8 protein-coding genes and 3 pseudogenes are annotated in these 14995 nt (G+C 34.3%); 8 read left to right on the top strand and 3 right to left on the bottom strand.

The annotated features are described in order from the left end of the window. Positions 1–49 precede the first annotated feature (49 nt). The 8 genes and pseudogenes from J4T77_RS02520 to J4T77_RS02485 form a co-directional block, all read left to right on the top strand. A pseudogene (locus tag J4T77_RS02520) lies at positions 50–163 on the top strand (GPW/gp25 family protein); the annotation flags it as partial. Positions 164–165: 2 nt separating this feature from the next. After that, the gene (locus tag J4T77_RS02515; RefSeq protein WP_190321176.1) at positions 166–951 is read left to right on the top strand and encodes a baseplate assembly protein; all 786 of its coding nucleotides are present in this window, start codon (positions 166–168) and stop codon (positions 949–951) included. After that, the gene (locus J4T77_RS02510) at positions 951–2108 is read left to right on the top strand and encodes a phage tail protein (protein WP_190321177.1); all 1158 of its coding nucleotides are present in this window, start codon (positions 951–953) and stop codon (positions 2106–2108) included. The genes J4T77_RS02515 and J4T77_RS02510 overlap by 1 nt, the downstream gene beginning before the upstream one ends. Positions 2109–2276: 168 nt before the next feature. After that, positions 2277–2996 (top strand): ankyrin repeat domain-containing protein, encoded by a 720-nt coding sequence (locus J4T77_RS02505; RefSeq protein WP_190321178.1) that lies wholly within the window; start codon positions 2277–2279, stop codon positions 2994–2996. Between the two features lie 38 nt (positions 2997–3034). Next, a complete protein-coding gene (locus J4T77_RS02500; RefSeq protein WP_190321179.1) occupies positions 3035–3487 on the top strand; it encodes an ankyrin repeat domain-containing protein in 453 nt (150 codons plus the stop codon). A gap of 12 nt (positions 3488–3499) precedes the next feature. After that, the gene (locus tag J4T77_RS02495; RefSeq protein ID WP_190321180.1) at positions 3500–3940 is read left to right on the top strand and encodes a DUF2924 domain-containing protein; all 441 of its coding nucleotides are present in this window, start codon (positions 3500–3502) and stop codon (positions 3938–3940) included. Beyond that, the gene (locus J4T77_RS02490) at positions 3934–5424 is read left to right on the top strand and encodes a recombinase family protein (RefSeq protein WP_190321181.1); all 1491 of its coding nucleotides are present in this window, start codon (positions 3934–3936) and stop codon (positions 5422–5424) included. The genes J4T77_RS02495 and J4T77_RS02490 overlap by 7 nt, the downstream gene beginning before the upstream one ends. A 134-nt stretch (positions 5425–5558) precedes the next feature. Beyond that, the gene (locus J4T77_RS02485) at positions 5559–5774 is read left to right on the top strand and encodes a hypothetical protein (protein ID WP_190321182.1); all 216 of its coding nucleotides are present in this window, start codon (positions 5559–5561) and stop codon (positions 5772–5774) included. A gap of 121 nt (positions 5775–5895) precedes the next feature. Here J4T77_RS02485 and J4T77_RS02480 read toward each other — a convergent pair whose 3' ends face one another. The 3 genes and pseudogenes from J4T77_RS02480 to cifA all read right to left on the bottom strand — a co-directional run bounded on the left by J4T77_RS02480 (position 5896) and on the right by cifA (position 14904). Continuing rightward, positions 5896–8787: an ankyrin repeat domain-containing protein gene (locus J4T77_RS02480; protein ID WP_223823063.1), complete on the bottom strand. Its 2892-nt coding sequence runs from the start codon at positions 8785–8787 to the stop codon at positions 5896–5898. A 1117-nt stretch (positions 8788–9904) separates the two neighbouring features. Continuing rightward, positions 9905–13404, bottom strand: a pseudogene (gene cifB / locus J4T77_RS02475) (cytoplasmic incompatibility factor CifB). A gap of 75 nt (positions 13405–13479) precedes the next feature. Beyond that, positions 13480–14904 (bottom strand): annotated as a pseudogene (gene cifA, locus J4T77_RS02470) (cytoplasmic incompatibility factor CifA). Between the last annotated feature and the right edge of the window lie 91 nt (positions 14905–14995).

Below are 14995 nucleotides of genomic sequence, written 5' to 3'. Positions count from 1 at the left end.
ACTAAAATTTCAGATATTATAGCCTTTTACTTGTTTCCGGACAACCTCTAAATTAGAAAAAGTAAAAATGACAGAAGTAAAAGAGGGAAAAGTAACGCTTGACCTGGAAGGGTTGTACGTACCAATGGGGAAAAAGATTCGCTTCGATGAGGTTGTAGTATAAAGATGCAGCAGACTAACATTATTGAGCCACTGAACTTCGAAGAAATCTTTTCACGTATGAAAGAAGAATTAATAAGTCGAGATGAAAGTTTTACGGCATTAGTAGAAAGTGACTCAGCGATGAAGGTATTAGAAGTAGCAGCCTGGAGAGAGCTTTTGCTGAGACAAAGGATAAACGAAGCAGTAAAGAGTAATTTACTTAAGTTTGCGACAGGAGAAGATCTTGATAATTTAGCTGAGTTTTATGGAGTGGAGAGGCAGAAAGAAGAAGAGGACGAACGATTTAGAAAAAGAATTAAAGCAAAAATAAAGGGGTGGTCAACAGGAGGAAGCAAAGAGTATTATCGTTATCATGCACTGTCGGCAGATAGTAGAGTAAAAGATGCATTAGTAGAATCACCTATACCAGGGAAAGTACAAATTTCAATCTTATCAACAACAACTGGCATGGTGTCAGAAGAACTACTTGAAATTGTAAAAAAGCAGGTTACTAGAGATGATATAAGGGTTTTAACCGATACGATAACAGTAATTGGCTGCAATATTATGGAAATAGATATTCATAGCAGAATGAGCATAAGTCCTATAATATCGAAGGAGGAAATCAAGAAGCAGCTTATTAAGAAGTTTGAATTAGCAAAAAGATTAGGGTGGAGTGTGACAAGATCTTGGATAATAGCAAACCTATTTGTAGAGGGTGTAGAAAACGTAGAATTAATCGAGCCAAAAGAAGATGTTGTGATTATGGGAAATGAATGTGCAAATTTGAGAAATTTAAAGGTTGAGTAATGTTATTGCCACCAAATGCAACAAAACAGGAAAAAGCGCTAGTAGATGCAACAGATTATAAGGTTGATATCCAAAAAGGATTTAAGTTTAGTCTTAAAGAAGAAACATTGCCGTGGATAATAGAAGAATATGGCTTAGAAGGAATACTGCGCTGGGTAAAAGATAGAAGAAAAGCCGTAGTAGAAGGAGTAAAATTTCAAAGACTGAGAGGAACACCCGCATCACTAAAAATAGCGCTAAAATGGGCAAATATAGAAGACATTACAATTATCGAAGAACCACCTGGCAAGCACTTTTTTGAATTACAGATAGGAATAAAAGATGTACCTAATGACTTTTTTGTAGATGCAGTAGTAGAGCTAGCAAAATTGTCACTACCAGCAAGATCGCGGCTAATGAGGATTTTCAATAATCACTATAATGTTAGCAGATTTATTTTAGATGAAAGCTTTTTTGGAAGTTTGTTATCGGATTACTCAGGGATAAAAATTGAAAAAGATGGACCAGTATTATCGTTTGGAAGAGTAAATTTTTTCAGGTTTAGTGGTGAATCAATTAAGGTTATAGAGAGTTATCTACGTAACCATTATGAGCAAGCATTTAGTAATGACATATATCGGTTAGATGTAGCAGTGCTTGGGGAAACAGAGCCTCACACGAAGGATTACAAAGGCATCTATGAAAGAAATCATCAGTGGTATAACTTAAAAGCACTACATCCATTACCACAGAGCTTATTGCCAGAAATAAAGTTTGCAAAAGCACAGATAGTCTTATCAGACAACAGTTGGAATTTAGGAGAAATAAACGCATGTTTTCCAGTTGGTAGTGTAGAGGAAAGAGGAAATAAATTTGTATTGGGAAGCGATAAACTTTCAGGGCAATATTGGAATTTAAAACACAAGCCAATTTTAGAAAGGTTTAGCGTTACTCACCATTACAAGGTAGAAGATTTTACCAATCAAAAAGTTATAAGATTTGGTATAGCAGAGCACAATATTCATTTTGAAAGTGAATTAGATTTAGAGCAAAAAGACTCAATACACGAATTAGAAAATTACATTTTAGTATTTTACCCGGGAGTACTGAAGTGGCACGAACATCGACATTTGCACAGAAGTTGGAAAGATAGTCAAGCAATATGTGTAATAAGTTAAATACTTATATTTAGATCCTCATATATTATATTAATAATAGGTAAAAGTGTATGAAATAAAAAGAAAAAGACTTGCTTTCTTATGCTAAAAAGGACATGACTTGAATAGCAGCAGGTAAACATAAGAAATTTATCTAACGCTAGAAAAGCTAATTTTGTGAGGTATGAAATGAGTTTTAGCAAGAGTAAGTTTTTTAAAGAAGTATCAAGTAACGGATTTAAAGACATTAATAAAAGAAATGAAGAAGGAGAGACGATCTTGCATCAAGCAGTAGAAATCTCTGATTACAAAACAGTGAGATTATTAATAAAAAAAGGAGCAGAGGTAAATGCAAGAGATAAAAATGGTTATACACCTCTACACTGTGCAGTATTCGCAAAGAGTTTAGAAAATGTAAAAGTGCTGCTAAGGTCGGGAGCAGAAGTAAATGCCACTCAATATGTCAGTGGATGTACGCCACTCCACTCTGCGTGCAAAATAGGAGGAGCAAAAGTTGAAATAATAAAAGAGCTAGTAAAAGCGGGAGCTGAAGTTAATCAACTGAATAAGTACGGTGCAACACCAATGTATTACATATGGGAAAGTGAAAAGTATTGTCTATGTGACAGCAAAGAGAGTGAAAAGGCGAGCAAATTTCTGAGAGAAAAAGGAGGAGTAACAAAAAGTAGAGAACTGACGTGCTATGGAATAGAGAAGCTAGTGGGAGAAATAGCAGACATGTTGAATGGGAGTTATTTACCAGAGTTAAAAATAATAGAGATAGAAGAAATAAGGAAGAGAGACAAATCGTTAATAAAGGAAGAATGTAAAAATTTAGCAAGCAAGATAATAAGCAAAGTGAACGAAATGATAGATGAGGCAGAAAATGTAGTAGGAAGAAAGGCTTAAAAAGGTGACTTGATTTTAAAGAAAAGGTGAGGTGGATTATGTTAAAGCTTGGAAAATTTAATAAATCAGCAAAAGAATTATTAGAGAACTCATATAAAAATATTTATGCAAGAGACAGAACAGCTCTGCATTATGCAGTAGACGCAAAAACAGTGAGGGTATTAGTTGAAAAAGGAGTGAATGTAAATGCAGCAGATGTAGGAGGATATACAGCACTGCACCTAGCGGTAACGGAGAAACGTCTAGAAATCGTGAGAGAATTGATAAAATCAGGAGGGAATGTAAATGCGGAAGAATATGGAAATAAATGCACACCGCTGCACCTTGCATGTATGGTAGAAGAAAAAGAAATAGTGGAAGCAGGAGCAGAAATAGAGCAAGAAGATAAGTTCGGAATGACAGCAATGGATTATGCGAAAAATAGTAAAGAAGTAACTGAAGTATTGGAGAAAGAAACAGACAGAATAGAAAAGTTATTTGAGAAATTATGAGAGGCTGAAAATATGGAAAGAAAGGAAGAAATAGAAAAGAAAGTAATGAATTTAGAGAGAAAACCTTTGGATGAGCTGAGAAAAATATGGAAAAAGGTATATGGGGAAGAAGCACCTAAACATTCAAAGAAATATCTGATACCAAGATTAGCTTATAGAATGCAGGAAAAAGTATATGGAGAAATGTCAAGAAAGGGGACAAAAAGACTAGAGTATCTGGCAGATCGGCTAGAGAAAGGAAAAAGAATAAGTAGCGATAAATTACCAGTAGAAGGGACAGAATTAATACTAGAGAGAGGAGAAGAGACGCATGCAGTAATGGTAACAGATAAGGGTTTAATCTACCGAGAAGAATTTTTCACATCATTATCAGCAGTAGCCGGAAAAATAATGGGAATGAGCTACAATGGGCCGCTTCTATTTGGAATGAGAGATAAGGAGAAAGAGTGCTGAAAGAGGTAAGATGTGCGATATATACGAGAAAATCAAATGAGGATGGACTAGAGCAGAAGTTTAACAGTTTAGATGCGCAACGAGTAGCATGTGAGAAGTACGTAAAGAGCAAAGAAGGCTGGGTAGCATTGGTAAAAAGGTACGATGATGGTGGCTATTCAGGGAAAAATTTAGAAAGACCAGCGATAAAGGAATTATTTGAAGATGTTAAAGGAGGAGAAGTAGATTGTGTAGTAGTGTACACACTAGACAGACTATCAAGGGAAACAAAAGACAGCATCGAAGTAACATCATTTTTTAGAAGGCATCGAGTAAATTTTGTAGCAGTAACGCAGATATTTGACAATAATACGCCAATGGGAAAATTTGTACAAACAGTGTTATCAGGTGCAGCACAACTAGAAAGAGAGATGATAGTCGAGAGAGTAAAAAATAAAATAGCGACATCAAAGGAACAAGGTCTATGGATGGGAGGAACTTTGCCGCTTGGATATGATGTAAAAGATAAGGAATTAATAATAAATGAGAAAGAAGCGAAAGTAGTAAGGCATATATTTGAAAGATATTTGGAGCTGAAGTCAATGGCAGAACTAGCAAGGGAGCTAAATAGTCAAGGTTACAGAACGAAAGCAGATATCTTTAAAAAAGCGACGGTGAGAAGAATAATAACAAACCCAATATATATGGGAAAGATAAGACATTATGAGAAAGAGTATGAAGGAAAGCATGAAGCAATAATAGGGGGAGAAAAATGGCAAAAAGCGCAGGAATTGATAAAGAATCAACCATATAGAAAGGCGAAATACGAGGAAGCGCTACTTAGGGGAATAATTAAGTGCAAGAGCTGTAATGTAAACATGACGTTGACGTATGCAAAAAAAGAGAATAAGAGATATCGATATTACGTATGCAACAATCATTTAAGAGGAAAGAATTGTGAATCAGTAAATAGAACAATAGTTGCTGGAGAAGTAGAAAAAGAAGTAATTAGGAGGACAGAGCAGCTATATGGAAAATTGGGAGAAAAAGCGGAAGAGTGGCAAAATTTAAGTTTTGGAAAACAGAAAGAAGTAGTGAAAAAGTTAATAAAAGGAGTAATGGTAAAAGAAGATGGAATAGAAATGAGTTCAGAGGATAAGGTAGAATTTATATCGATGTGGTTAAAAAAGAAAGGAAACAAATGCACAGTAGTAGAACCAGAAGCAAAAACAAACAATGCGCTACTGAAAGCAGTGGTAAGAGCTCATTTGTGGAAACGTCAGCTAGAAGAGGGAAAATATGCAAGTGTGAAGGAGCTGAGTACCAAAATTAATATAGGTACAAGACGAATACAACAAATTTTAAGGTTAAATTATTTAGCGCCGAAGATTAAAGAAGACATAGTAAATGGAAAGCAGCCAAGAGATTTGAAATTGATTGATTTAAGAGAAATACCGATGCTGTGGAGTGAGCAGATGGAGAAGTTTTACGGCTTAGCGTCGTAACGTTTATAAAAACAACAATATGAAAAAACATCGAAAAAAGTATGTGACAGAAAATTAAAAAAGGTTATTGCAAAAGGAGCTACTACAAAGGGCCACATAAAAAGATGTTGAAATTGATATAGAAGAGCAAATAAATGTTACAAAATCAATTGTGTAAAAATATCAATACAAGTGATGAAGATTTTAGCATATTAGGTGCAACAATGGTAGAAAATGATCCAATTTTAGCTGCATATTTTAATAGTAGATCTGGAGGAAAATTCTTTAAACATCAAAAAAGGCAATACTCTAAACTTCAGCACACAACTCCAGAAAGTAGTACATGTGGAGCAATCTATAGCCCCTTTTGAATCTGAGAGTGTACTTAAAAATCCATAAACATTAAGTAAACTTTTTAAATAAAATAGTTTCCTTTTTAACTTATTAAATAAATTTCTCCCATCATTGCTGTGTAACAATTTGTATACAAAGCTATGGTCTACTTACAAGCAGTGCCTTCTGTTGATGAGATACTTTTTCTATCTTTAACTCATCCATACTACAGCTTGGCAAGCTTGAATAGCATAAGGAATATTTTTGTTCTTGCGTTTGTTTTGCCAAGACCTTATTTCTATAAAGTAGGGGTTGAAAATGATCATGGCCTCCATTTACTATATGTAAGACATTATTGTCATCATAATCTATCCTATTATACTCACCTGAACTTCTTGATCCTGAACTATCTATTAGTTGATGCAAGTATGGATCTTGTTGCTCACCAGTAGCATTTAATGGATTACTCTCTGCAACATGCAATTTCACACCATACTTACCACAAAGTACTCTGCCCTCGATATCGGAACGTCCCCAAAATTCATTTTTTCCAATGCTATTGATATATTGGTTACACGTAATTCTACGATTTACGAACTCACCTTCAACCTCATCAAAGTCATTGCCAATTTTACTTATAAACCACTCTGGAGGATTGTCTTGCGCAAATCTCTTACACTCATTCCTTAACTGCTCTACAGTAACTTTGATTCCCTTCTGTTGTTCTAGACTTTGCCTGAATGAATCAAAAAAACAGCTTCCATTATTGATTGCGTGCTCTAAATAGAAGTCATAAGGTATGTTTGATTTTTGCTCTTTATCACCTTGTTTTTCTGCCTTTTCAATAATTCCTCCCTCTAAACCAAAAATCTTACTCCAGTTGTATTTACCTTCTAACCCCAATTTTTTACTTTCCTTTTCTGCTACTTTAGCTAAGTCTGTTTTAGAAATATCCCCTTTTTCTTCATAGAACCTAGATAAAGTTTTAAAGATGTCTATCAGGTGGGTTTTTATGTCAAAATTCTTCTCCTTTTTTACAATGTTAGACTCAATATTGCGTAAATCCTGTAATAGTTGTTGCTTTTTATTTACAGTTTTAGCAGATGAACTAACTGTTTGGGAATATTGACAAAGTTTTCCAGACCTTTCAAAATATCCCTGTTCAATAGCATCGTAGACCCAGTAGTTGCCAAGCGCGCAATCATTGCCTAACTCTTCTTCGCAACCTTTGAATTTTTCTAATATTTCCTCTCTATTACTCACTTTTACTATAATTTTGCTTTTATCCTGTACGTCAGGATACAGTCTAACATCTACATTTCCCAAACTAGTATAGAAAGTTAATACTATATCGCTGCCTTCTGTAAGATCTGTGTAATACCTTATGCCGTTTTCGGTTATAATTTCCATCTTACTTTTGCCAATTTTTATTATATCCCTTCTATATGATTCCTGAATTAGTTCCAGATTTCTTGTTCTATCTGTGATTCTTGCAACATCTATTATACTATCCTCTGAGTATTCTAAGTAAAATACATTATTATCGATTTTTCCATCATATAGTTGACCGCTGGTAGCAGCCTTTGCAATTCTAAAAAATTCCTCAGTATTACTAACATACTCTAAATGAGCACTGATCATATTAGCCTTATGAGCTTTGAACTTTAATTCTGTTGTATCAATGACTTTTAAACTTTCTGACCTTTTTAACTTTGCTCCTCTTGATATTAATGTACATACTATATCACTGGCAATTCCATAGCTTCCTTCTAGCTGAGCAATTTTTTCTAGTACGTGATCTGCAAAGTAATAATCTTTGTCTTTAGCAAAATTTAATCTCATTCCAGAAGCTATAATCTCATTTACAACTTCTTGTAATTCAATCATGCTTTTAGCTTTTACTACCTTACTTAAAAACTCATTGCGTTTAGCAAGGTAATTTATTTGATAAATCTCTGATAAAAAACTATCGCATTTTTCATAATTGTCTTGTTTTTTACCTATAAAATCAGCTGCTCCTGCTTTTAAGAGCAAGGCTTTTACATTAGGAAATTGACGAGATGGCGAATCAAGAAGTACTGAACTATCATCCTTAACATTTAAAACTATCTTTAAGTCGTTGTCATTTTCATATTGATTTAAAAACTTTCTTAGATTTTCAACCTCTGGATCATAAGCATTATCCCAATCTTCATCAGAACTTGTAGCGAGAAGCATTTTACCTAGTTGCTCTCTTAATTTTTTTTGACTATTAGTTAATAAACATCCTATAATGTTGTTATTATCAATTGCAACTTGCAGTGGAGTTTTTCCATCGTTATTTTTTATGCTTAAATCAGCTCCTTTGCTTATGAGCAAATCCATAGTTTTTCTGCTTTGATCACTACACTTAGCAGCATAATAGTGTAAAGGTGTGTTACCTTTTTCATCTTGTATATTTGGATCAGCTTTTGCATCTAAGAGATACCCAAGATCTTCATATCCACTAGAATAAATAGCAGTATCATGCAAAAGTGTTTTACCTTTATTATCCTGCATATTTAGATCAGCACCAGCTTTGAGAAGAGAAGGAATAATTTCGTCGTATTCGAGAAACACGTTCAATATTGTTGTTCCTAGATGCCCTCTTTTTAGATTAAGAACGTACTTCAGGTCTTTATTTTTCCCGTTACTTTCTAAAAACTGCTTAAGATTTGAAAATGAGTCATAATTTCCCATATTAAAATCTTTTATAATACTATTGAGTAATTTTTGATTTAACTTTTTTTGACTCTCTTCCAGTCCTAAGTTAGGTGCATGAATAAGCCACTCATCTATTAAATCCTCTAAGTATTTTTTATCATCTACCAAACTTCTATCAGCCGAAAATAAACCTCGCTTAATGAATTCATAATAACTATCTACTGGTAATCCAGTTGCTTCTGTTTTTGGGCTACCTATTTCTGAAAACTCTTGTCCAGCACTTAGGTCACACTTCAGTTTTTGCTCATCAGTGTGTTTGCTTTGTTCACTGATAGGTTCTGCAATATATTTTACTGACCCTGTATCCATATTACATCCTAGCTCTAGATATAGAATATATTATATAGAATGTGTAGTATGTGTCAAGTTAATTTCAACATAATCTTTTTACTACATATTTTTGTTAAGTTTTTATGGTGAGTACTGCTAGGTTAAAAGTTGTTTATTACTGGAAGTTTTAGCCAATTTTACTATAGATCAACAAAATTGAGAACACCAGCTATATTTAATATATAGGAATATGATGCTTTAAAGGAGTACAAAAACTGCTGAAGCTTATACAGTAACCTGCGGAGCCACTTCAGCAGAATAAACAAACATATGCTAGTATTAGTAGAGAATTATTTATAAGTCAACTAACTTTTTAAAAAAATATTTTAGTGAAGATACCATGCTAGCTAGTGTTATAAGGAATTGAATTATTGACTCTTCCTAAGATTGCAAAAAAGGTCGTATATTTGTGAGAACAAGCCGCGTAAAAATAAGGTTATAAAAATAGAAGATTTAAATTATTTCAATAAGCTTAGGCAAAAAAGTTCGTATGTAGATATGGATGAAATGGGCTAATATAGCTAGTTTTAGCGTATAGTTAAATTGTTATATTAAAAAGTTCGTATGGTACATATGGTAGACCATCCCATCCCAAAGAAAAATGTTCTCACGGGTAGCGGTTTTTGTTGCTGGAAATGGTTGGATTATTTAAGTTATTAGCAATATATAATACTAAATTAATAGTAATTCATTTGAGAACAAAAAGAAAAATTTATGATAATTTTACATTTCAAATGGATATTGTTCTTTTTATAAAAAATATTCCTATACTATGTAAGGTCAAGTTCTAATCACATCAATTTTTCTTCCAAATTAAATCTTATCTTTTACAGTGGATCTTACGTTTAAATTATTTTATATCCAAAATTAAGGAAGTTATTCTAAACGGTACACAACTTCAGCATCTAAAGCTAGCTGATTTTAAGAAAATATCGCTCTCATGAATGTGCTTTATGGACAAAAGCTTTATTAATATTTTCTATATTATTGTTAATAAACAACCCCCCAAAAAAAATATGCAGAAATAAATTAAAAGACCCATTACAACCAACGCGTAAATATGGAGTAAAGAAATACTTCATTCACCTATTAACCTCTACCTACTGCCTCTACCATTGCTATGATCATAAACTCTATTCACTCCATCAATTTCATCCAATACAGATTGCGGACCAAAATCAATTGATATCACTCTTTCTCCGCCTAATTGCAATGCTCCCCCACCTCCACGCTGTGGATATTGGAGTTCTAAAAATTGTAATAGTAATGGATCAATTTCATGTTGAATTCCTGGACGACCTTGAATCAACCTACCCCTAGGAGAAGATAGAGAATCATTTTGGAATAATTGTGAAATATTTCTTCTCCGATTTCTAAAGTATTGTTCATTTCTTTGAGGTTGTCTAGTGTCATTTCCAATTCCTGCACTAAGAAGACCACGTATATAACCTATAATACCTTCGCCTTTCTCTCCAAAGTTACTATTTCCCTGTAAAGCTTGATCAATAGCTTGGTTAATATCCCTAGCATTTTCGTATGCCCATATGCCACAATTATGGCCATCTGTTTGCTGATGAACGGAAACATCATGGACATTATCATCGCTAATATCACATTCTCTTAAAGCTCCTCGAATATTATTGTCAATACGACTATCTGGACCAAGTGAATCAGCATAATACCCATAATAATTTCCATTTTGGTGGACAATAACTAATGTAACCCAATGACGATTACCTACATTAATAATAGCAGTTAATCTATCTTTTTCACCCGAATCTACTTTTTGTTTAAAGTTATCTATGTTACTACTTAATAAGTCCCTACCTGTTGGATCATTTTGATTTCCATCGACTCCTACTGAAGTTATTGCAAAATCATGACGATCATTAGTTGGATTAGATCGATCATCATGGAAAGTATATTGTCGTGCAGCGAAAAACATGTTATGAGTTTGTAGCCAATAACGGAAATTTTGATTTTCTGTTGCAAAGTCTAGTGCAAGTAGATTATGCACATCTTCTATTTCACGAGCGTTGTTTCTACGAAGGATAGTGTTTATTTGTTGTAATATTCCTTGTGCTGTAGAAGTACCACCTCCCCTTATTCTTGACCTTAATGTTTCTATTGCCTGTGCTCTAGTACCTTGCAAGTAACTAAATGGAACGTGCAGATTATCATCTATATCAAGCAAAAAAATCGAGTTCTGTCCTGGTCTTTTTTCCATGTAAAAGCGCCTGAAATTTTCACGAGTTTGATCTGACAATAGATTTTCTGGTGGATTTTCATCAATAACACTTTCAGGTCCCACTAATACTTCTGGTCTTGAGTCATGACCACGACGATCAAGTCTATGTACATACACTGCTTGTTGTGGAAGAGATATAAAGTCTTCTGCTCTCTGTGCACCTCTATTAAATACAGCATAAGACAAAACCACCTCATTTCCAGAAGTAATAGGCAAATATCCCCTTTGTTTGCTCATCAATTCTGTTATTTTGTACCTTGCCTCGTCTTGCTCCTGTTCTACTTCTTCTGCATTATCAGCAAATCCTAATACATATCCAATTGGGTGAGTATCTGCTGTAGGTTGTCTTAATAATAGAAGACCTAGTCTCTGTTCTGTAACTCTTGTAAGTATTACCCTTTCTCCTTCTTCTTCCTGCCACCTTTTTAAACTATATGTTTGACCAACTTTATACATAGCAAGCACTTTATAAGGATTATCACTAGCATAAAATGTACCATGTAGTATAGAGCGAAACTTATCTTTGCTATTTACATCTATTATCATATTGCCATGCGTATCTTCTGGCATTAATACTGCAGAAATGTTTCTAAATAATTCTTGATGCTGAAATCTATCTTGCCAGCCATCATTCATAACTTGATTTAAAGCATTATGCACATTTCCAGCATTAGGCACTTGCACAAGATTACCACCAAGAAAATTATTTGATTATTATTTTGGTAATTGTGATATAAACCAAGGTTATCTGTATGAATATTAAGGCCAAGTTGATTATTAAGTGTGCATGAAACTTCCCGTACATGAACATTATTTCCGTCAACATTAAGATCTTGTAAATTGATGGCTCCTTGTTGTACAGCGTTGTTATCTCTAATATGAAGTATAACTATATCAGAACCTTGAGTATGGAAGACCATGGTTAAAGCATGATTCTCATCACCATATCTAAATATATACTTTCTTACACGTTGTTGAACTGCGTTTACTAATCTGAACTCTTCTAAAATACTATTCCCAAAAGCAAAACCAGTTATGCAATCAAATATTCTGTTATAATTCTCTGCATTTCTTGGTATTTCGTTAGGAAGATGTTGAAGCAAGAAATCTCTAATATTTTCTCTAATTCCTTCATCCTCCAAACACTCAAATAATCTTTGTACCAAAGGAAATCTATTCTCTAAAAACTCTACTGTATCAATACTAAAAGGATCTATATTCAGATTAAAATTTAATCCAATACAAACAGCATTTCTTGATTCAGTGTGAATAGATATAAATGAAGAAGCATGTAATCTTTTAGCATCAGCTCTAGCGCGGTTTAATGCAATATCAGACGATGTCCTCCATCTAGTAACATTAATAACGATAGGAATGTTTTCTCTCTCTGCCTGATGACATATAAGAAAAGCAACATATGAATTTCCAGGAGACAAGTCAAGGTCAATATCTATTGTGTAGAGATGAATAAAATTTGCCAACAAACCTAAGAAAAATCCGTGACTCTCAAACTTTTGACTGCGATTTTGAATGTCATTTTGTAGGCTGCCTAGGTAACTACGATAGATTCGAGTTATGTATGGCAAAATTCCTTCATTTATTCCACGTTCTATATTTATTCTTTGGTTACTTGCTAGCACTTCCATAAAACTGAAAATCCCTTGCTGACCCGGTGCAACTTGCACAAAATTGACCAAATGACCAAGCTGTACTCTCTGATCTTGATTGAGTCGTATACTTCCTATTTCCTTAACTGTCAACAAACTGCGTGGCGCAGGCGCATTAATCCCATTAAGCCTATTGCGTTCTATATGCCTAAGAAGGCTAATCTCAGACGCTGAATATTTAGCAAATCTATCTCTACCTTGAGAATCTTTTTCACGAATCACCTCGAATACTGTTGCAATCGCCTCTCCCTGACTCTTGCCCTTTCCATGCATGCATACTTTGTATTGCTCAAAATTTAGGTCTTCTTCCCTTAAATTTGGATTTTGCCCTCTAATCTCTCGCACTAGAGCATTTCTTTCCCTTGTACTGAACCTTAACCCATCACTATTAAGACGATCAGAAATACTGTAGCATCTGACAACTTGCTGTCCGTCACGATAAACAGCGACTTTTAGGTTCCCTGTATTTCTATTTCTACCACCTGTATCAATACCATGATTATCAAAACGAAAATACACTCTCTCATTTGCTTTTAAGATATTAGCATCATGAGCAGTAGCAAACATACTGAAAAAGAATACAGGAAGGAAACGTCCTGTACTTACATGATACAAGAAAAATGGACATTGATCTAAAAAGGATTCAAACTCTTGTCTAAAACCATCAAGATCTCCATCCACTAAACTTCTTATTAAAGACACAAAGCACCTCTCTATTTGCTAAGACCAGAAAAACCACTCACATTAATGAGTAGACTAGATTCTTCTTTTCTTATGAGAACCAGAAATACCACTCACACTAGGAGCTTCAAACTCAGACTGTGGGCCATCACCAGAACCATCAAGTGGCAAAGATACCTTAGATTGAGACCGCAAATTATTCCAAGGACCATCACCTACAGAAGGTAAAGTTACTTTCTCTAACTGAAGAAATAACTCTTCTGCAAACTTGCCGTAATCTACACCTTTCCTCTTTCCTTCCCTACCACATATTCTAAGATTTTCTATCATGACTTCTTTAAAAAGGTCAAACTTTTCAGGAAAGCAACCTTTGGCAAATGAAATCATATCTAATATTTCTTCTTTCTCTATTTCCCTATCGGGCTTACAAACATCTTCTCGTTTCCAATTAATGATTAATCCCCCAAGTACACTCTTTATAGGAACTGTATAATTAGAAGTATTAACAGAGGTCTCTCTGTATTCAGCAAAGCGTTCACATTTCCAAATCTCCATAATAAGGGATCTAGCTTGAACACTTAACTCAGGATTTTTCAACATCACATTTGAAAGTGAATAAAGAAAAAGTTCATAGTCTTGCTGTGAGAATATCTTGTCCGAACAGTCTCCTCCTGCTGAAACGCCTTTATAACACCAGCACTGTACCAAATCATGAACCGTATCAAAAAAACATGACTCTATTAATTCAGCAAGAAGGGAATATACTCCCTTATCTTTCTGCAATAATTTCTGTAAAAGAGTATCTTTATCGCCTATATTCCTTACACAAAAATCTAAAATAGGAGCGTCTTTCTCAACAGATTGAGGACGAGAAAGAGCAACAATAGCTTCTGTAAGCTTCTTCTCCTTATCTTTTTCCTCTAACTGATTATAAAAATACTCTACCCCTTCGCTCCACTTAAGTTTTACAGCACTGTCAAAACCTTCTACTGCATCATACTTCTTTAATTCCCCAGATTCTCTATCGATCCAGAAATCAAACACAGGACCATTTCTCTTCATGGATGATAGCAGAATGTTTCTTACATATTGATCACTGATCGGATTACCTTGACTATCTACCTCTTCTGAAGTAAATTGACCTCTAGAGAGTACAAACTGTTTGTTGAAAAAATCACCTATCTTGCCCGTTATACAGTACCTAGATGCCATACCATACCTTGGTAATGGGTTATCGATTTCTCCTATTTTCTCTTCAGTCAATTTCTGACCTAAAACAGTATTATTTAACCTTGTACCTAACCAACAACCTTCATCTCGAAAAACATTATATAAGAATTCCAGCTTATCATCCTTAAAAAGTTTGATATACTCTATATAGGTCTCGACTCACCTTTTAATAGCTAACTTTCTTCCAGCCGCAATGTCACGATCTGTATGTTTTATCACATCTTGTAGCTTTTTAAGCACTTCAGCCTGACGTTTTGTTTCTATTGGCATTTAAACCTCCCTATATCATGAAAACAACGCTATGGTACTAAATTTGTAACTAAGTTACAACACCTAATTACTCCAGAAAGACCTATTTGAT

This window comes from Wolbachia endosymbiont of Drosophila innubila (assembly GCF_021378375.1).
Taxonomy (GTDB): Bacteria; Pseudomonadota; Alphaproteobacteria; order Rickettsiales; family Anaplasmataceae; genus Wolbachia; species Wolbachia pipientis.
This window is presented reverse-complemented; position numbering and strand designations above follow the sequence as displayed.